Genomic DNA, 18693 nt, shown 5'->3' with positions numbered 1-18693 from the left:
ATCAGCCGGTGAAGGGCTCTGCGGAGTGGATCTCCACCGGGATGTCCTTGCCGTTCGGTGCCGGGTAGGACAGTTTGTCCCCGGCCTTGGCGCCATTGATGGCTTCACCGATGGGTGAGCTGGCCGAGTAGACCTGCAGATCCGAGTCTCCGGCGATCTCACGGTTGCCGAAGAGGAATCGCATCTCGTTTCCGGCGATCGTCGCGGTGACGACCATGCCGGGCATGACGGTGCCGTCGCTGGCGGGGGCCTCACCCACGTAGGAGTTCTCGAGCAGACTGGTCAGGTAGCGGATCCGTGCCTCGGCCTTGCCCTGCTCCTCCTTGGCCGCGTGGTAGCCGCCGTTCTCCTTCAGGTCGCCCTCTTCCCGGGCGGACTCGATGCGGTCCACGATCTCCTGGCGACCAGGGCCGCTGAGGTGCGCCAGCTCGGACTTGAGCCGGTCGTAGGCCTCCTGGGTCAGCCACTGTGCGTTCTCGTCGGTCTGGTGCGCGTGCGTCGCCACTGTTGATCTCCTCGGGTCTGAGGAGGAACCCGGCCGCGGACGGAGGGTCCGCCGCCACATCAGTCGGCATCGCCCTCCGTGCCGGGGGTTTCCCGTCCAGACAGCGATGCCGTGAGGTTCCTCGTCGTACATGCAAAGACCCCGCCTGAGGACATACGTCCCGGACCTCTGGCCCGGTCGCTCCCCGGCGGGGTTGTTCTGCGTTTCCACAATCGTAGTGCTGTCGCGGCAGAACCTCAACGGTGCGGCCGCGAGGGCAACCTGGGCGAAACGGTGAGCGGCTCAGCGCAGCGGGGTGAACAGCCGCCGTCCAGGCCCATAGACCAGCCCGACCACGACCAGCGCGACGGCGATCATCACCACCGCCAGGGCGGCGGCGGCCTCGGGGTCGGACTGCTGCAGCAGGTAGACCTCGATCGGCGCGGTGCGGGTGGTGCCGGAGGCCGAGCCTGCGAAGGCCAGAGTGGCGCCGAACTCGCCCAAGCAGCGGGCGAAGCACAGCACGGTGCCGGCCAACACGCCGGGGCGGATCAGCGGAAGGACCACCCACCACAGCGCGGCCAGCGGACCGGCCCCCATGGTCGCGGCGGCCTCCTCGTACTGCCGGTCCAGCGAGGACAGGGCAGACTCCACCGAGAGCACCATGAACGGCATCGCGACGAAGGCCTGGGCGAGCACCACCGCCACCCAGGTGAAGGTGATCTGGACGCCAAGAGCCTGCAGGGGCGCTCCGATCAGGCCCATGCGGCCGAAGGCGGACAGCAGGGCCACACCCGCCACCACCGGCGGCAGCACCAGGGGCAGCAGTACCAGCGGGCGCGCCCAACGCAGCAGGACGGACTTGCCGCGCGCCATCAGCACCCCCAGCGGGACTCCGCAGACTACGCACAGGAGAGTCGCCGCCGTCGCCGTCTGGAAGCTGAGGGCGAGGGCGTCACGAGTGACCGGCGAGGACAGCAGGGCCGGGACCGCCAGAAGGTCGGCCTGCAGGAGCAGGGCGAGCACCGGCAGGGTCAGCAGCGCAGCGCCGACAAGGGCGGGCAGCCACAGCACGCCGGGGAGGCGGTCGACGTGTCGGGCCATGGAGGGTCAGTCAGTGCTCGAGGCTTCAGCGGCCGGAGGGGGCAGGAAGCCGGCCTCCTCGAAGGCGGTGCGTCCGGTCTCGCCGGCCACCAGGGTGAGGAGCTGCTCGGCGGCCTCGCGGTCCTCGGGCTCGGCGGCGATGGCCGCCCAGATCTGTGTGTCGTTGTTCGCGAAGTCCGGAATCTCGAAGACCTGCACCTCGTCTCCGGCGGCGCGGGCATCGGTGATGTAGGTGAAGCCGGCGTCGACCTCTGCCATCCGCACCTTCGTCATCACCGAGGACACCGACGTCTCCTCCGTGTCGGTGTGGACCTCGACCCCGAGCTCCTCCTCCATGGTGCGCGTCAGCTCACCGCAGGGGACCTCCGGTGCGCAGGTCGCGGTGAGGAGGTCGTCGGCGTGGGCGATGAAGTCGTCGAAGCTGTCGACGCCGGCGGGGTTCTCCGCGGGGACGACCAGGGCGAGCCGATTGGTGGCCACCGGGTAGGCGTCTCTGCTGACGTGGCCGTCCTCGACCAGTTCGCCCATGTGCGCTCGGGAGGCGGTGATGACGACGTCGAAGGGGCGGCCTGACCTGATCTGCGAGACGAGCGTCGAGGTGCCGCCGTACTCAGCGGCCAGCGTGAGTCCGGCGTCGCGCTCCTGCAGGCCCTGTTCGATCCGCTGCAGCACCGGCTCCACCGAGGCGGCGGCGAGCACCACCACCTCGGAGTCCGGAGTGGCGGCGGACTCGGGATCGGGGGAGTCGCCGTCGCAGGCGGTGAGCACGAAGGCGGCCACGAAGCACACCAGCAGGACCAGCGCGATGACACCGCGCATGCGGTGCATCAACGAGCCTGGTCGCATCAGCCCAGCTCCCAGCAGGAGTCCACGATGCCGGTGACTCCGCGGTACTCGGTGCGCACATCTGTGCGAAAGTACTGGCTGCGGTCCGCCGAACCGCTGCCTTCGTGCGGGCCGATGGTCACAGTCTTGGCGCCCACGATGGCGTAGGAGTCGTCGAGCACCTGCACCATGCACTGCACAGTGGCGTCGAAGTCCTTCGTGAGCTCATAGTCCACCGAGGCCGAGGTGTCTGAGTGGATGATGTAACCGACGTCCTTCGAGGTGAGCTGACCCACCGTGTTGCCCACGGTGAAGTACACGGCCACCGCCAGAGCTGCGACCAGCGCACCGACCACGAGCCCGACGCGCGTCCGGGACGAGAGGGGCCGCTTCGGGGCGCCGTAGCGCTCGGCGAGGCTGTGCGGGGCGGTCGAGTGACTCATCGGGATTATTCTAGTGTCTCGAGGGGTTCTGATGCGTCGAGGGACGATGACGTTCGATCAGAACCGACCCGATCCCGGACCCTCACCGAGCCCACCAGCCACGGAGATCACCTGTGACCCCGACCCCAGACCACCCCGCCGACCCCCTCGCCGCCTCGACGCCGGTGATCCGCAAGGACGCCGCGACGGTCCGTCCCCCTCGCGGGCTCCGCGACGCCGTCGACCCGCACGCGGCGGAGCACCACGAGCATGTGCCGCGTTCAGCCGGGCTGCGTCTGCTGGCCGTGCACGCTCATCCCGACGATGAGTCTTCCAAGGGCGCGGCGATGATGGCCGCCTATGCGGATGCCGGCGCGGAGGTCATGGTCGCCACGGCGACGGGCGGGGAGCGCGGTGATCTGCTGAACGCCGCCGCCGGGGAGCTGCAGCAGTGCCATCGGGATCTGCCCGGAGTACGTCGGGTGGAGATGCGTGAGGCCGCCGAGGCGCTCGGCGTCCAGCATGTCTGGCTCGGCTTCGAGGACTCCGGGCTGCCCGAGGGCGACCCGATGCCGCCGCTGCCGGCCGGGTCGTTCGCGGCACTGCCCCTGGAGCAGGCGGCCTACCCGTTGGTGCGTCTGGTGCGCCGGTTCCGGCCGCATGTGATCATCAGCTACGACGAGTCCGGGGGCTACCCGCACCCGGATCACATCATGTCCCACAAGATCACCGTGGACGCCTTCCATGCGGCAGGAGACGCCGGACTCTACCCGGATGCCGGGGAGCCCTGGGAGCCGCAGAAGCTCTACTACGATCGTGCGTTCAACCCGGGGCGGTTCCGTGCCATCCACGAGGCGCTGGTCGAGGCGGGCTTCGACTCGCCCTACGGGGAGCGTCTGGCCCGATTCGACGAGGACGGCGAGGTGCCCTGGCTGACCAAGCATCAGGTCACCACCCAGGTGCCGGTCGGGGACTACCTGGAACACCGGGATCGCGCCCTGCGCGCCCACCGCACCCAGGTGGAGCCGGATGGGTTCTTCTTCGCCACTCCCAACGACTTCCTGCGCAAGGTGTGGCCCTACGACGACTACGTGCTCATCGACTCTCGGGTGGACACGCAGCTGCCCGAACACGATCTGTTCGCGGGTCTGCGCTGATCACGGCGTGTTGCCATAAGGGAAACTGAGAATTAGAGTTTCCCTTATGGCAACTCCGAGTGATCGCCCGTCGCCCCACGAGCTCCCTGGTGTGGAGGCCGCCAGGGAGGCGCTGGAGGCCGCACGCGCTGAGGAGGACCAGACCCTCTACAGAGGTTTCTCCCGGTGGTACGTCCCTGCCCTGGCCGTGATGCTCCTGCTCGGCTTCGTCAATCAGGGGGTGGGAGGCTCGTCGCCCGCTCTTCAGGTGACGCTGTCCGTGCTGGCGTTGGCAGCGGCCGGCCTGGTGCTCTGGCTCGTGCTCACGGCGAATCCGCCAAAGGGCTATGTCAGGATGGATGTCCGCTGGCGACGGGTGGTGCCGGCGTCGATCGTGGTCGTACTCCTGGCGCTCTCCCCGTTGCTGTTGGAGAGCATGCTCGGCTCCTGGGTGTGGATCGCGGGGGGCGCCCTGCTCGCGGGATTCATCGTCGTGGTGGACCTGTTCTATGTCCGGATCCGGCGTCGTGCCTGACCCTTCGCCCGAGCCGCGCTTCGATCCGCTCATCCATGCGCCGCACCGGTTGCGCATCAGCGCGATGCTCTCCCAGGCCGGCGGCATCGAGTTCTCCGAGATCCAGCGGCGCACCGGGCTGTCGAAGTCTGCGTTGAGCAAGCATCTCGGTCAGCTCGCGGAGGCGGGGTATGCTCGGCAGGCCCCCTTCCTCCGTGCCGGGCGGTCCCGGCTGCTGGTCTCGCTGACCGAGACCGGTCGAGAGGCCTACACCGGTCATGTCGCAGCGCTGGAGAAGATCCTCGCAGCCTCCCGCGATGAGCGGGGATCGACCTGACCTGCCGCGTGTGCTTTCGATTTCTACACGGCGTAGACTTGGCCTTCGGACAAGCGACAGACTTCGGACCAGAGGCGAGAGACTCCCGTGCATCCATTCCCAGCACTGACGAACTGGTGGCCCGGAGGGGGCGGTGGTGACGCGCCCGACCTGCGCCCCGGATTGGAAGAGTCTGACATCAGCCCCGGCATCGAGGGGTTCCTGTTCACTGCACTGATCGTCGTGCTGCTGATCTTCGTGGTCCGTGATCTCGCCAAGCGCATGAGGCGCATGAAGTACCGCACTCAGGTGGAGGCCGAGCTGGCCGGCGAGGAGCCTGAGTTTCCGGGCGAGGTGGTCCCGGCAGAGATCTCCGAAGCCCAGCGGCATGCCCGCGACGCCGCAGCGGCCGAGCGTTTCGGCCCCGCAGCAGAAGCGCCCCCGGAGAGCTCCGCAGAAGACCCCGAGGCGCAGTCCGCCGAGCCCGACGAGGAGCGCCCCGGCACCGACGCCGTGCGCTGATCTCTAGACTGGCGTCATGTCTGACGCCATACGCCCCACGACGACCCCCGCCACCCTGCCCTTCGGGGAGTGGCCCTCCAGCATCACCGCCGAGCAGCTCGCCGTCGGAGGGAACCGGGTCTCCGCACCCTCTCTGGTGGGCGGCCACCTGTGGTGGACCGAGGGGCTGGCCGCCGAGGACGGGCGTCAGGCCATCGTGCGCAGCGCGCGGCCGGTGCGACGGCCCGGTGTGACGTCCCACGGGCTCGGGCCGGTGGAGACCGTCACCGTGCTGCCTGCCCCCTACAACGCTCGCTCGCGCGTGCACGAATATGGCGGAGCCTCGTGGCTGGCGATCGACGATGGCCGGGACTCTCCGCTGATCCTGTTCGTGAACTTCGCCGACCAGCGCATCCACCGCTTCCGGGAAGGTGAGGCCCCCACGCCGCTCAGTCCGATCGGCGAGACCGTGGCCTCTGCCGCGGGGCCCTCGCTGCGCTGGGCCCAGCCCGTGCACGTGCAGCGGCCCGGACACGACGACGAGGTCTGGTGGATCTGTGAGGACCACACCGGTGCAGAGGGCATCGAACGGTACGTCGCCGCGGTGCCGCTGGACGGGTCCGCCGCCGATGACGCCACCCTGATCCGGCGGGTGACCCCGTCATCGCGTTTCGTCGCCCACCCGCGGCTCTCGCCCGACGGTGCGCACCTGGCCTGGATCTCCTGGGAGCACCCGCAGATGCCCTGGGACGGCACCGAACTGCGTGTGGGCAGGGTGGAGGCCGGCGTCGTCGTCGAGGACGCCGTGCTCGACGGCGACACCGGCACCTCCGTGCTGCAGCCGGAGTGGCGCGACGCCTCCCGGCTGATCTGGCTCTCCGACCGGACCGGGTGGTGGAACCCCTGGACCGCCACCCTCGGGAAGGATCCGCGCCCGGTGCTGACATCCGGTCCTGCCGGTGATCCGGAGGTCGCTGAGCAGGAGTTCGCCGGGCCGCTGTGGCAGCTCGGCCAGACCTGGCTCACCCTGCTCGACGCCGACACCGCCCTGGTGGTTCATGGGACCGCCGTCGACCGTCTCGGGGTGCTGGACATCCCGGCCGGTGTTGTGCGAGAACTGGACCTGCCGCACACCATGATCACCGGGGTGCGGCACCGCGCGGACGGCCTGCTCGCCTTCGCCGGGGTGTCTCCCGAGGAGTTCTCGGGGGTGCACGCGGGGGCGCTGGTCCGAGGAGTCGGGGACGATGGGGCCGGCAGGGCCGACGGCTGGCGGATCGAGGGGCTCCATACGGTGCGCTCCTCCCGCGAGGACGCCCCGGACCCGGGGCTGCTGCCGGTGCCCGAACCGATCACTGTCACCGCTGCCGCAGGCCAGCAGGTCCACGCGGTGCTCTACCGGCCGCGCAACGCCGGGGCGCAGGCGCCCGAGGGAGAGCTGCCGCCGTACATCGCGCAGGTCCACGGGGGCCCCACCGGGCAGGCCGCCGTCGGGCTGTCACTGGGGATCGCGTACTACACCTCGCGAGGGATCGGCGTGGTGGACATCAACTACGGGGGCTCCACCGGCTTCGGGCGGACCTACCGTGACCGGCTCAAGGGCCAGTGGGGCGTGGTCGACGTCGAGGACACCGTGGAGGTGATGCGGCACCTGGTGAGGGCCGGCATCGCCGACGGGGAGCGGCTGGGCATCGAAGGGGGCAGTGCGGGCGGCTGGACCACGCTGGCCTGCCTGACCCGCACCGAGGAGTTCTCCGCGGGGGTCTCCAGCTTCGGGGTGGCTGACGCCGTCGCGTTGGCTCAGGACACCCATGACTTCGAGTCCCGGTACCTGGACGGACTGATCGGCCGGTACCCGGAGGAGGCGTCCGTCTACGTGGAGCGTGCACCGCTGAACCACGTGGACTCGCTGTCCTGCCCGGTGCTGCTGCTCCAGGGCGACGAAGATCCGATCGTGCCGCCGAATCAGGCGGAGATGTTCCGCGATGCGCTGGCCGCCAAGGGGATCCCGCATGCCTACCTGCTCTTCGAGGGGGAGCAGCACGGCTTCAGGAAGGCGGAGAACATCATCGCCGCCCAGGAAGCCTCGCTGAGCTTCTACGGGCAGGTGTTCGGTTTCGAACCGGTGGGCATCCCGCGGCTAGAACTCACCCGCTGACGTTTCTCCCTCTCCCACCACCTCCCACCGTCGAGTGGGGGATATACAGGCAGCTAACTCGCCCATACAGGCAGTTAAGTGCCTGCAGATCCCCCGCTCGACGGAGCGCGGAGCGAACCTGTGGATAACGCCTGCAGGCGGTCATCGATCTACGGCACACTCATCGCATGCCTCGACGATCGCCCCGTCGCCATCCCCTTCCTGAGCCGCTCCTGGGCTCGGCCTTCACCCGTGCACAGGCCGTGGCCATGGGCGTCGACGAACGGCGCCTCGCCTATGACGACGTCGTCCCGTTGGGAGCGGGAGTCTATGCTGCCACGGAGCTGGTGGAGCGCACGCTACCGGAGAGGCGCCATCATCTTGTGGCCCGAGCGTTGACGTCGGAGCACCCCGAGGCGTGGATCTCTGACACCACAGCGGCCCAGCTGCGAGGCGTGGATCTTCCGCGACACCTGGCGATGGACCGCCGCGTCCATCTGACCCAGAGGCCCTCGCCGGATACGCGTGTGGAGCGCACAGGCGTGGTCGGGCACCGGCGCGCGGTGAGAGATCAGGATGTGGTGGAGTTCGACGGCGTCTCCGTCAGCTCCGCACCGCGAAACTGGCTCGAACTGGCGGAAGTCTGTTCACAGCGGGAGTTGGTCGTCCTGGGAGACCAGTTCGTGCGCCGCCCCTATGACCGGTACGAAGGACGGTCTGAGCCCTTCGCCACGATCGACGAACTGCACGAGGTGGTGGAGATGACTCGCCGGGTGAGGGGTCGACGGACCGCCCGACTGGCGCTCCAGGATGTTCGCGTGGGCGCGGATTCTCCGCCGGAGACGCTGCTTCGGCTGGCACTGGTCGAGGCGGGCCTGCCTGAGCCGGAGCTGCAGGTGCCGGCGCACCCTGACTCGCTCTGGTCGCCACGGGCAGATCTTGGCTATCCGGAGTGGAAGATCGCCATCCAGTACGAGGGCAAGACCCACTACGATGCCGATCAGCACCGCCGGGATCAGCGTCGAGACACGATCTTCCGGGCGGCAGGCTGGGAGGTGCTCCACGTCAATGGGGAGGACCTTCGCACGGACTTCCGTGCAGCGGTGGCCGCCGTCGCTGAGGCGCTACGTCGGCGCCGCCCACTCATCTGAGTCCGCGAGCTGTCAGGGACCTGGCGCGCGGCGGATGCGGCGGGCCCGGGCCCCGTCACGTCGAGTGGGGGATTCACCGGCGGCTCACTGCCGGATCGGCGAGTGAGCTGCGGGTGAATCCCCCACTCGACGGAGGGGAAGCGAAGGAGGCGCGGGTGCTGCCTCAGCGAGCCGACTGGCGCGCCTCCGGGCCAACGTCGGTGTCCCCGTCGGACGAGGGGAGATCCGTGGTGTCGTCGGCTTCCTCATCCTCGGTGTCGTCGTCGAAGGGCACCCCGGTGCGGCGCGCGGAGTAGAGCTCCATGTCGATCAGGCCTTCACGCTTGGCGACGATGGTGGGAACCAGAGCCTGCCCGGCCACGTTGAGCGCGGTGCGGCCCATGTCGACGATCGGCTCGACCGCCAGCAGCAGCCCCACGCCTTCGAGGGGCAGCCCCAGGGTGGACAACGTCAGGGTGAGCATGACGGTCGCACCGGTGGTGCCGGCCGTGGCGGCGGAGCCGATGACGGAGACGAACACGATCAGCACGTACTGGGTGATGGTCAGGTCCAGGCCGAAGAACTGGGCCACGAACAGCGCCGCGATCGCCGGGTAGAGCGCCGCGCAGCCGTCCATCTTCGTCACCGCCCCCAGCGGCACGGCGAAGGAGGCGTAGGAGCGGGGCACGCCCAGGCTCCGTTCGGTGACCCGCTGGGTCAGCGGCATGGTGCCCACCGAGGAGCGGGAGACGAAGCCCAGCTGCACGGCCGGCCACACGCCGGTGAAGTACTGCTTGGCGGAGAGCCCGTTGGCGCGGACCAGCAGCGGGTAGACCAGGAAGAACACGATCGCCAGGCCCACATACATGCACAGCACGAAGACCCCCAGCGAGGACAGTGCGTCCCAGCCGTAGGTGGCCACCGCGCGGGCGATCAGCGCCAGGGTGCCGATCGGAGCCAGCCGGATGATCCACCACAGGACCTTCTGGATGATGGCCAGCACCGAGGAGGTGAGGTTCAGGAACGGCTCGGCCTTCTTGCCGATCAGCATCGCGGCGATGCCGATGGCGATGGAGATGACCAGCACCTGCAGCACGTTGAACGTCAGATCGGTGGTGAGGGCGCCGTCCTCGCCCATCGAGGAGTCTGCGGTCAGCCCCATGAAGTTCGCCGGCACGATGGATTCGAGGAATCCGATCCAGGAGCCCTGGCTTCCGGGCTCCGCGGCGGACTCTGCGGTGACGTCGGTGTGCTGGCCGGGCTGCCCGATGACCCCGATGGCGATGCCGATCAGCACTGAGATGAACGCGGTGATGGCGAACCACAGCAGGGTCTGGCCGGCCAGCCGGGCGGCGTTGGTGACCTGGCGCAGCTGGGCGATGGAGGTGACCACCGCGGTGAACACCAGGGGCACGACGGCGGCGGTCAGCAGGGATACGTAGACCCCGCCGACCTCGGTGACGGTGGCGGTCAGCCAGTTGGGATCCTCCTCGGTCCCGCCCATGCCGCGGGCGAGGAATCCGACGCCGAGGCCCAGCACGAGTGCGGCGAGGATCTGGTTGCCGAAGGACGTCATCCAGGCGGGCAGGCGCCTGGTCGGCGTCGTCTCGGCGGTGTCCGCTGTGGTGGACATGGGTGAGCTCCGTTCAGGGTCTTCAGGGGTGTTCGTGGTCTTCCGCGGCCGGGGCTCGGCGCGGCACGAGAGGAGGAACGGGGGTCCTGTCCGCACTATTCCGCGTATGTCCTCAGGTGACGACGGTGTGGCGTAGGCCATCGACGCCGTCGTCGACGGTGCGGGACACTGACGTGATGGGACATCGTCTGGCTGAGAGCTCCTCGCTGTACCTACGGCAGCACGCCGAGAACCCCGTGGACTGGCATCCGTGGGGCCCGGAGGCCTTCGAGGAGGCTCGCCGACGGGATGTGCCGGTCTTCATCTCCATCGGCTACTCCGCCTGCCACTGGTGTCATGTGATGGCGGCCGAGTCCTTCGCGGACGGAGGCACCGCGGAGGCGCTGAACTCCCGCTTCGTGGCGATCAAGGTGGATCGGGAGGAGCACCCCGACGTCGACGACGCCTACATGGCCGCCACTCAGACCCTCACCGGGCAGGGCGGCTGGCCGATGAGCGTCTTCGTTCTGCCTGACGGACGCGCCTTCCACGCGGGCACCTATTTCCCGCCGGCGCGCCACGGGCGGATCCCGGCCTTCACCGAGGTGCTCGACGCCGTCCACACCGCCTGGACGCAGCGCCGCGAGGAGGTCGAGGAGTCCGCGGAGAAGATCGCTCGCGCGCTGGGCGTCCAGCGCCGACAGCAGGCGCAGCTGGCACTCTTCCCGGCCGAGGACACCGGCCCAGGCTCTGAGGCCTGGGCACAGACCCAGGAGTGGGTGGAGACGGCGCTGGGAGTGCTCGCCCCCGAGGAGGACACCGTCCATGGCGGGTTCGGGGCTGCCCCGAAGTTCCCGCCCTCTCCGCTGCTCGCGTTCCTGCTGGAGGAGTCCTGCTGGCAGCAGCGAGCCGGCGGAGAGCCAGCGGACGTGGCCGGCGGGCTCGCGGTCCGCACCCTCGAGGCGATGGGCCGTTCGGCGCTTTTCGACCAGCTCGACGGCGGCTTCGCCCGCTACGCCACGGACCGTGCCTGGATGGTTCCGCACTTCGAGAAGATGCTCGCCGACAACGCTCAGCTGCTGGGGCACTGCGCGCGGCTGAGTGTGCATCCGGCTGCCACCGCGGCGCAGCAGGACCGGGCCGGACGGCGCGCGCGGGCCACCATCGGCTGGCTCACCGGCCGCATGCTCACCCCGGAAGGGCTGCTGGCGGCCTCCCTCGATGCGGACACGGTGGACGATCAGGGCCAGCACGTCGAGGGCGGCACCTACCTGTTCAGCGACGTGGAGATCGTCGACGCCGCCCGGGCGGCGGGGCACAGCATGGAGCAGGCTCGGCGGCTGGCCACACTGAGCCGCGGCGCCCCGCCGGAGGGCGGCCACGTGGACCTCACCACCGGTCGCACGCTGCACTTCTCGGTGCCGCTCTCCGCAGCGGACCAGCAGATCTGGGAGAGCATCGCCGAGGAGCTGCTGAGCCGTCGTGACCAGCGTCCCCAGCCCGGCCGGGACGAGAAGGTCGTGGCCGCCTGGAACGCCACGGCGATCCGCTCACTGGCCGAGGCGGGCATGCTCTGGGGCGAGGACGCCCCGGTGGAGCTGGCCGAGCAGATCGCCGAAACCCTCTGGGGCATCCACGTGGCCCAGGAGCAGAATGGTCGGGTCACGGGCGTGGCACGGGTCTCCCATCACGGGCGGACGGCGGGCCGGCCCGGCACCCTGGCCGATCATGCGGAGCTGGCCTCGGCCTGCTTCACCCTCAGCTCGGCCACCGGGGCCCGCCTCTGGCTGGAGCGCGGGGTCGCCGTCCTCGCGGCCACGCTGGAGGCGTTCACCCGCCACGGCGAGCACGGCTGGGAGGTGCTGGAGAGCCTCGACGACGACGGCCTGCTCACTGCGGCGCAGGACGGCCCCAGTCTGGCGGGTGCGCTGGACGGCCCGGAGCCGAGTCCGGTCGCCTCGCTGGCGGTCGCTCTGCAGCTGGCAGAGGCGCTGGGGGACCATCATCGGCTCCGTGCCACGGATCTGCTGCATCATCTGCCCTTGGTGACGTCGAAGGCGCCCAGTGTGGCCGGGGCGAGCCTGCTGGTGGCTCGTCGGGCCGCGCGTCGTTCCCCGGCGCTGCGGCTGGTCTCCGCCGACGTCGAGCAGGCGCGTCAGGTGCGCCGGGCCGCCGCGCTGGTGGGGATCCCGGTCGAGCCGGGTGCGGGGGAGAGCGTGGAAGGTTCTGCGGGCTCCGCCCCGGCAGGTTCGGTGGAGCTGCAGCTGAGTCTGTGCCTGAACGCCCCGGGGGCGATGGTCTGTCTGCCCCCGGTGGCCTCGGTGGAGGAGGCGCTGGAGCAGGTCAGCCCAGCAGGGCCAGCATGATCGCGATGTAGTGGCAGATGAACCCGATCAGCGTGCAGGCGTGGAAGAGCTCGTGGAAGCCGAACCACTGCGCGGAGATGTTGGGTCGCTTGAGTCCGTAGATCACGGCTCCGGTGATGTAGGCGGCGCCGCCGACGCAGATGAGGATCGCCGCTGCCAGATCCGCGGCGAAGAAGTCTCCGATGAATACGACTGCGGCCAGTCCGAGGATCACGTAGACGGGGGTGTAGAGCCAGCGCGGGGCGGAGGTCCAGAAGATCCGGAACGCCACCCCGCCCAGCGCACCGACCCAGACGCCGACCAGCAGGATGAGGTCCTTGGGCTCGGGCAGCAGCGCCAGGGTCAGTGGGGTGTAGGTCCCGGCGATGATGAGCATGATGTTGGTGTGGTCCAGCCGTTTGAGCAGCAGCTTGGTCCGCGGTGACCAGCGGCCCAGGTGGTAGGTGGCGCTGACCGCGAAGAGCAGCAGCCCGGTGAGGGCGTAGACCGCCGAGGCGACGCGCAGTGTGCTCGTGGGGGCCACGGCGATGAGCACGATGCCGGCCGCAAGAGCCAGGGGGACCATTCCGGCGTGGAGCCAGCCGCGCATCCGCGGCTTCAGCGCGAGGTCTGAGTCGAAGAGCCGGTCGGCGGGTGCGACGGTGGGACGGGAGGTGCCCACGGCGGACTTCTGTGCCATAGGCCCAGTCTAAAGGCCACAAGTAACCTGCGGGTAACTTTGTGTCGCACGGCTCACTGGTCGTCGCGCGGCAGATCTCCTGCAGTTTCCTGGCTCACGGGGGAGAACCTGCCGGTCAGGACGACCAGCAGCACGACGACGGCCGGCAGGATCCACCCGGTCCATCCGGTGATGGTGGCCTGCAGGGGGTCGAAGGTGGCGTCGGCGGCGATGAAGAGGAGGTATGTGGTGGCCGCTGCGTTGAAGGTGCTGTGCGCCAGCGCCGCCGGCCACACTGAGCCGCTGCGCAGGCGCAGCCAGCCGAAGACGCCGCCCATGATCGTGCACAGGGCGACCATCGCGATCAGAGCGAGCCACCCCGGGGTGCCGGGGTAGTTGTAGCCCAGCAGGATCAGCGGGGCATGCCACAGGCCCCAGATGATCCCGGAGATCCCGATGGCGCCCCAGGGGCCGAAGCGCAGGAGCTTGGGCAGCATCCATCCGCGCCACCCGATCTCCTCTCCCAGTGCAGGCAGCAGATTGATGACCAGCGCCGCGACGAGCACGTTGATGATCTGGAGGGCGGCGAGCGTCTCGATCGGCAGGGGCAGCTCGTCGACGCCGGCCTGGGCCAGCTGCTGCTCGGTGATCTGTTGGAAGCCGCTGAGACCGGTGAAGTCCGCAGGGAAGACGCCGGCGAGGTGGCCGATCGGCAGCGCGGCGAGGCATACGACGATCGGCACCACGAGTCCCAGCGCCAGGTGGCGCAGGAGCCTGCCGACCGGCTGCAGCGGGACCAACCCGAGTGCCCGGGCCTTCTTCTGCGGCCTCTCCACCAATACGGCGACGAGCGCGGCGACGGCGGGGGTGAACATCATCGCGATGGTGACGACCATGAACCACGGTGAGTTCAGGCCGTCACCCAGCCACAGCGGAAGGGCCACCAGCCATGCGAGGCCGTAGGCACAGGCGATGAAGATCGGCAGGGCGAGGCGCCGGCGAGTCGGTGTGAGGGTCTCCTGCACTACGGTTTCTCCGTCTCGACGGGCACGTCCACCACACGCCACGGCTCGGACCACGGGCGTTCGGCGTGCTCACTCTGCCCCGGGACGTCGACGACGACCTCCTCGGTTCCGGTCTGCGGCCACAGGACGGTGGCCACCGACCAGCTTCCCACCTCGGCCTCGGCGTCCATGCCGAAGCCGCGGTCGGCCGCCACGGAGCGCCAGGGGTCACCCTGTTCCCGGATGAATCCCTCCTCGTCGGCACCCTCGAAGCTCTCTGTGTCGTCGAACTCCAGCGGGAAGATCCGCTCCTGCGCGTTCAGCAGGGTCAGCGCGTCGGTCTGGTTCCCCGGATTGTAGGGGTTCTCATGGCTCTCGTGCATGCCCCGGTCACCGAATCCCAGCGCCCAGGACAGCGGCAGGGGCTCCTCGCCGTCGTCGGCGGTCTCCAGCACCTCCACCCGGATTCTGCCGACCAGCAGATTCCCGGCGGTGTGGACCTCTTCCACGCTGACCTCGACGACCCCGCCGTGCTCTCCGGTGATCTCCAGGGGTTCCCCGGCCCTTCCGACCGGTCCGGAGGTGGCCGGCAGATCGTCGTCCTCGGTCTGGTCGAGCTCTCCGGTGTCCTCGAGCTCCCCGGCGTCTTCGGTGTCAGGCGGATCCGACGCCTCGGCCGGTGTGTAGTGCAGCTCCACCCGTCGGTTCATCGCCCGGCCCTGCTCGGTCTCATTGCTGGCCACCGGCTCGTGGAAGGCACGACCCTCCGTGGTGACGGTGAGGTCCTCCGCATCCAGCAGCTCCTCCAGGCGTTGGTGGACGGCCTCGGCGCGATCCGCAGAGAGCTGTTCGTTGTGCTCCAGGGAGCGCACGTCATCGGTGTGCCCGACGATCCTGAGCTCACCTCCCTCGAAGCCCTCCAGCTCGTCGGAGGCCACCTGCAGAGCGGCTTCGGCCTCCTCGGTGAGGGTGTGCTCGTCGACGGCGAAGAGGATGTCCGAGTCCAGGGTGAGGGTGGCTCCATCGTCGCTCTGGCGGATCTGGACGTCTCCGTCGGCGCGCTCGCGGTGGGACTGCAGGTCCCAGGTGGCCTCATGGATCTCCACCAGTTCGGGCAGCGCCTCCTCCACCGGCAGGTAGTCGGAGGTGTCGGCGTCCTCCGCGTCCACGATGGCCACGTCCTCGATCAGTCCCAGGTAGGGGAGCAGCACCGCGGTGCTCTCGGTGCCCGGATCGGCGTGGACCCCGGCCCAGCGCACGGGGTCGTCGCCGGCATGCACCGTGGAGTCCTCGACATCGGCCAGGTGCTCCTCGCCGCTGCCGTCGGTGGCGAAGGCAGGATGCGTGATCCTCTGGGCCTCGGTGTCCACCAGGCGCACCTCGTGGGGGTGCACTCCGTGCCGGTCCAGGTGGTATTCGCCGGAGTCGGAGGTGATCTGATAGGTGATCAGCCCGTTGAGGAAGTCGCCCTCCTCGGTCGAGACCCGCACGAAGGGATGGACCTCCACCCGGAGGTCGACCTCCTCCATGGTGTCGAAGTTCCACACGGCCTGGTCGACGACGACGGCGTCCGTCCCCTCAGGATCTTCCCCGGGGTCCTCCTCGGGCTCCGGTTCGGGGTCGGGTTCCGTGCCAGGAGTCTCCTCCGAAGGGTCGGACTCCTGCGGCTCCTCCGGGGCTGCGGGCGGGGCTTCGGGAGCGCAGCCCAGCAGAACCAGCACGCCGGCGGCGGCCAGGGCGGCCACCGCGGCTTCGGCTCGGCTGCGGGGTCTCCGCTGGATCATGGGGATGAGCTGCCTCCGTGGTCTCCATCGTGGGTGACTTCACTGTCGCAAACCCGCAGGTGGGTGTCAACGATTCCACCCGTGTCGGCGCGGTACGGTGGGGGAGCACGGCGGGGCGCTGAGGAAGGAAGGCCGCATGGGGCTGATGGATCTGGCCTACAGCATGTACGAGTCGCGGCTGAGCCGCGCCCTGCCCAGAGAGCGTATGCCGCAGCACATCGGAGTCGTCGTCGACGGCAACCGTCGTTGGGCCAAGCTGGCTGGCACCCCCACCGCCGACGGGCATCTGGCCGGCGCTCACAAGATCGTGGAGTTCATCGACTGGTGCGCGGAGCTGGGCATCCCCACGGTGACCCTCTACATGCTCTCCACCGACAACATGAACCGCTCCGCCGCGGAGCTGGACCAGCTCATGGAGATCATCGGTGACACGCTGGATCGGCTGGCCGAGAGCCGCCCGGGCGGGCGCCCGGTTCGGGTCCATCCGGTGGGCGCCCTGGAGCTGCTTCCAGAGCCTCTGGCGGCTCGTCTGCGCCAGCTGGGGGAGCGCAACGCGGCGGCCGACGAGGCCGAGGATGCCGCGGAGCCCGCCGACGACGACGCCGAGACCGTCACCACCCGCACCGGAAGCATCCGGCGGATCGTGCGCCGCAGCCGCGAGCGCTCGCCGGCCGTGCACGTCAACGTCGCGGTCGGCTACGGGGGTCGGCAGGAGATCGTCGACGCGGTCAAGGAGCTGCTGCGCGAGGCCGACTCCCAGGGGCGTGGCCTGGAGGAGGTGGCCGAAGAACTGACGCCGGGCGCGATCTCCCAGTGGCTGTACACGCGCGGGCAGCCGGACCCGGACCTGATCATCCGCACCTCAGGAGAGCAGCGCCTCTCCGGGTTCCTGATGTGGCAGTCGGCCTACTCGGAGTTCTACTTCTGCGAGGCGCTGTGGCCGGACTTCAGGCGGGTGGACTTCGTCCGCGCCCTGCGCGACTACGCTCAGCGGCAGCGGAGGTTCGGCGGATGAGCACCGGTGTTCACCGAATCGTCATGTGACACTCCGCACGCATCCGCGTCAGAGGGCATGGTGGGCTCTACTCTGAAGGTGTCAGGTACCTGACCGGGGAGGCCCATACACATGCCGAATGGCAGCAAGGGTCGGTCCGGCCCCTGCAGGGGCCGAGCCGCAGACATCGTCCGACTATCGATGCGGGAACACGTGAGGTTCCGTCGAAGTGGCAGTGCACGCTCTCCAGGAGCGCAGCCGGCCGCACGGCGGAGCCTCTTGTCGTTTCCGGACTGGAGTTACCGTGGCCTCCGTCAACACCCCCGACCAGATTGCAGCCGCCGAGCGCACCGACGACCCCGTCGAGCGTGAGGTTGCGCAGAAGTCCTATGTGCTCGACACCTCGGTCCTGATCTCGGATCCGAAGGCGATCCTGAGGTTCGCCGAGCACGAGGTGATCATCCCCGTCGTCGTGATCTCCGAACTGGAGAATAAGCGTCACGACTCCGAGCTGGGGTATTACGCCCGTTCCGCGCTGCGCCTGCTGGACGAGCTGCGGGTCACCCATGGTGTGCTCAACCGGCCCATCCCGCTCAATGAGGAGGGAGGCCACCTGATCGTGGAGCTCAACCACATCTCGCTGGATGTGCTCCCGCAGGGGTTCCGCGGCACGGACAACGATTCGCGGATCCTCGCCGTGGCGAAGAGCTTCGCCGACGAAGGTCGGGATGTCACCGTGGTCTCCAAGGACCTGCCCATGAGGGTGAAGGCGTCAGCCATGGGTCTGGACGCCGACGAGTACCGCAACGAGTGGGTGACGGACTCCGGATGGACCGGATTGGCTGAGGTCTCCGCCACCGAGCAGCAGGTCTCCGAGCTCTATGCGGGCGAGAGGATCGACCTCGAGGAGGCCTCTGAGCTTCCCGTCAACACCGGGCTGATCATCTCCTCGGGAAGCGGCTCCGGGCTGGGCAGGGTCAAGACGGCCGCGGGCGAAGCCCAGCCGGATTCCTCGACTCCTCGGCATGTGGAGGTCGTCCGGGGTGATCAGGAGGTCTTCGGGCTCCACGGGCGCTCGGCCGAGCAGCGACTGGCCATCGACATGCTCATGGATCCCTCTGTCGGGATCGTGTCCATGGGCGGTCGCGCGGGGACGGGGAAGTCCGCGCTGGCCCTGTGTGCCGGACTGGAGGCGGTGCTGGAGCGCGGCGAGCACAAGAAGATCATCGTCTTCCGTCCGCTCTACGCGGTGGGCGGCCAGGAGCTGGGCTACCTGCCCGGCACCGAGGCGGAGAAGATGAACCCCTGGGGCCAGGCGGTCTACGACACCCTGGGGGCTCTGGTCTCAGAGAATGTGCTCGATGAGGTCACCCACCGCGGAATGCTGGAGGTGCTGCCGCTGACCCATATCCGTGGCCGGTCCCTGCACGATGCCTGGGTGATCGTCGACGAGGCCCAGTCCCTGGAGAAGAACGTGCTGCTGACCGTGATGAGCCGCATGGGGCAGAACTCCAAGATCGTGCTCACCCACGATGTCGCTCAGCGTGACAACCTGCGGGTGGGCCGCCATGACGGGGTCGCCGCCGTCGTCGAGCTCCTCAAGGGCAACCCGCTGTTCGGCCACGTGACCCTGACCCGGTCCGAGCGTTCGCGGATCGCCGCGCTGGTCACCTCCGTGCTCGAATCTGACTGAACCGGGAGCGCGT

The 18693-nt window shown here is 69.2% G+C and carries 17 protein-coding genes; 9 read left to right on the top strand and 8 right to left on the bottom strand.

The window, feature by feature from the left end:
• Window position 1 precedes the first annotated feature (1 nt).
• From greA to HNR09_RS02505, 4 genes are all read right to left on the bottom strand, one after another.
• Window positions 2-505, bottom strand: a complete 504-nt coding sequence (gene greA, locus HNR09_RS02520) for a transcription elongation factor GreA (protein WP_343047420.1) — start codon at window positions 503-505, stop codon at window positions 2-4.
• 282 nt (window positions 506-787) lie between these two features.
• Window positions 788-1588: an ABC transporter permease gene (locus HNR09_RS02515; protein ID WP_179540620.1), complete on the bottom strand. Its 801-nt coding sequence runs from the start codon at window positions 1586-1588 to the stop codon at window positions 788-790.
• 6 nt (window positions 1589-1594) lie between these two features.
• Window positions 1595-2407: a molybdate ABC transporter substrate-binding protein gene (gene modA, locus HNR09_RS02510; RefSeq protein ID WP_179540619.1), complete on the bottom strand. Its 813-nt coding sequence runs from the start codon at window positions 2405-2407 to the stop codon at window positions 1595-1597.
• Between the two features lie 26 nt (window positions 2408-2433).
• Window positions 2434-2856, bottom strand: coding sequence for a DUF4307 domain-containing protein (locus tag HNR09_RS02505; RefSeq protein ID WP_179540618.1), 423 nt, complete (start codon window positions 2854-2856; stop codon window positions 2434-2436).
• Window positions 2857-3107: 251 nt separating this feature from the next.
• Here HNR09_RS02505 and mca point away from each other — a divergent pair, with 251 nt between their 5' ends.
• The 6 genes from mca (at window position 3108) to HNR09_RS02475 (ending at window position 8590) form a co-directional block, all read left to right on the top strand.
• Window positions 3108-3992, top strand: a complete 885-nt coding sequence (gene mca, locus HNR09_RS02500) for a mycothiol conjugate amidase Mca (protein ID WP_322478362.1) — start codon at window positions 3108-3110, stop codon at window positions 3990-3992.
• A gap of 46 nt (window positions 3993-4038) precedes the next feature.
• A complete protein-coding gene (locus tag HNR09_RS02495) occupies window positions 4039-4506 on the top strand; it encodes a hypothetical protein (protein WP_179540616.1) in 468 nt (155 codons plus the stop codon).
• Window positions 4499-4822 (top strand): transcriptional regulator, encoded by a 324-nt coding sequence (locus HNR09_RS02490; protein WP_343047419.1) that lies wholly within the window; start codon window positions 4499-4501, stop codon window positions 4820-4822. Before HNR09_RS02495 ends, HNR09_RS02490 begins: the two co-directional genes overlap by 8 nt.
• Window positions 4823-4909: 87 nt before the next feature.
• A complete protein-coding gene (locus HNR09_RS02485; RefSeq protein ID WP_179540614.1) occupies window positions 4910-5323 on the top strand; it encodes a hypothetical protein in 414 nt (137 codons plus the stop codon).
• 16 nt (window positions 5324-5339) lie between these two features.
• Window positions 5340-7460, top strand: a complete 2121-nt coding sequence (locus HNR09_RS02480; RefSeq protein ID WP_179540613.1) for a S9 family peptidase — start codon at window positions 5340-5342, stop codon at window positions 7458-7460.
• Between the two features lie 167 nt (window positions 7461-7627).
• Entirely contained in the window at window positions 7628-8590 is a 963-nt protein-coding gene (locus HNR09_RS02475) for an endonuclease domain-containing protein (RefSeq protein WP_179540612.1), read from the top strand.
• Window positions 8591-8753: 163 nt separating this feature from the next.
• Here the strand turns inward: HNR09_RS02475 and HNR09_RS02470 are convergent, their stop codons facing one another.
• Window positions 8754-10202, bottom strand: coding sequence for a dicarboxylate/amino acid:cation symporter (locus HNR09_RS02470; RefSeq protein WP_179540611.1), 1449 nt, complete (start codon window positions 10200-10202; stop codon window positions 8754-8756).
• 176 nt (window positions 10203-10378) lie between these two features.
• On the opposite strand from HNR09_RS02470, the gene HNR09_RS02465 reads away from it, so the two are divergent.
• A complete protein-coding gene (locus HNR09_RS02465; RefSeq protein ID WP_179540610.1) occupies window positions 10379-12547 on the top strand; it encodes a thioredoxin domain-containing protein in 2169 nt (722 codons plus the stop codon).
• Here the strand turns inward: HNR09_RS02465 and trhA are convergent.
• The 3 genes from trhA to HNR09_RS02450 are packed head-to-tail and all read right to left on the bottom strand — an operon-like array spanning window position 12525 to window position 15993.
• On the bottom strand, window positions 12525-13226 hold the full coding sequence (gene trhA / locus HNR09_RS02460; protein ID WP_179540609.1) for a PAQR family membrane homeostasis protein TrhA: 702 nt from the start codon (window positions 13224-13226) through the stop codon (window positions 12525-12527). The genes HNR09_RS02465 and trhA overlap by 23 nt on opposite strands.
• 53 nt (window positions 13227-13279) lie before the next feature.
• Entirely contained in the window at window positions 13280-14230 is a 951-nt protein-coding gene (locus tag HNR09_RS02455) for a CPBP family glutamic-type intramembrane protease (protein WP_179540608.1), read from the bottom strand.
• Entirely contained in the window at window positions 14230-15993 is a 1764-nt protein-coding gene (locus tag HNR09_RS02450; protein WP_179540607.1) for an OmpA family protein, read from the bottom strand. Before HNR09_RS02450 ends, HNR09_RS02455 begins: the two co-directional genes overlap by 1 nt.
• 136 nt (window positions 15994-16129) lie before the next feature.
• Between HNR09_RS02450 and uppS the strand changes: the two genes are divergently transcribed.
• The gene (uppS, locus tag HNR09_RS02445; protein ID WP_179540606.1) at window positions 16130-17008 is read left to right on the top strand and encodes a polyprenyl diphosphate synthase; all 879 of its coding nucleotides are present in this window, start codon (window positions 16130-16132) and stop codon (window positions 17006-17008) included.
• Between the two features lie 310 nt (window positions 17009-17318).
• Window positions 17319-18680, top strand: a complete 1362-nt coding sequence (phoH2, locus tag HNR09_RS02440; protein WP_343047576.1) for an RNA 5'-3' helicase PhoH2 — start codon at window positions 17319-17321, stop codon at window positions 18678-18680.
• Window positions 18681-18693: the final 13 nt, after the last annotated feature.

The sequence above is a fragment of the Nesterenkonia xinjiangensis genome, from assembly GCF_013410745.1.
Taxonomy (GTDB): domain Bacteria; phylum Actinomycetota; class Actinomycetes; order Actinomycetales; family Micrococcaceae; genus Nesterenkonia; species Nesterenkonia xinjiangensis.
Note: the sequence above shows the minus strand (reverse complement) of the source record. Positions and strands in the feature narration are given on the sequence as shown.

Bases quoted from the DNA above. Each gene is read 5' to 3' on its own strand.
- HNR09_RS02475 (WP_179540612.1), top strand. From the start codon at position 7,628: ATGCCTCGACGATCGCCCCGTCGCCATCCCCTTCCTGAGCCGCTCCTG.
- modA (WP_179540619.1), bottom strand. From the start codon at position 2,407: ATGCGCGGTGTCATCGCGCTGGTCCTGCTGGTGTGCTTCGTGGCCGCC.
- HNR09_RS02465 (WP_179540610.1), top strand. From the start codon at position 10,379: ATGGGACATCGTCTGGCTGAGAGCTCCTCGCTGTACCTACGGCAGCAC.
- HNR09_RS02495 (WP_179540616.1), top strand. From the start codon at position 4,039: ATGGCAACTCCGAGTGATCGCCCGTCGCCCCACGAGCTCCCTGGTGTG.
- HNR09_RS02470 (WP_179540611.1), bottom strand. From the start codon at position 10,202: ATGTCCACCACAGCGGACACCGCCGAGACGACGCCGACCAGGCGCCTG.
- uppS (WP_179540606.1), top strand. From the start codon at position 16,130: ATGGGGCTGATGGATCTGGCCTACAGCATGTACGAGTCGCGGCTGAGC.
- HNR09_RS02450 (WP_179540607.1), bottom strand. From the start codon at position 15,993: ATGATCCAGCGGAGACCCCGCAGCCGAGCCGAAGCCGCGGTGGCCGCC.
- trhA (WP_179540609.1), bottom strand. From the start codon at position 13,226: ATGGCACAGAAGTCCGCCGTGGGCACCTCCCGTCCCACCGTCGCACCC.
- HNR09_RS02505 (WP_179540618.1), bottom strand. From the start codon at position 2,856: ATGAGTCACTCGACCGCCCCGCACAGCCTCGCCGAGCGCTACGGCGCC.
- HNR09_RS02515 (WP_179540620.1), bottom strand. From the start codon at position 1,588: ATGGCCCGACACGTCGACCGCCTCCCCGGCGTGCTGTGGCTGCCCGCC.
- HNR09_RS02480 (WP_179540613.1), top strand. From the start codon at position 5,340: ATGTCTGACGCCATACGCCCCACGACGACCCCCGCCACCCTGCCCTTC.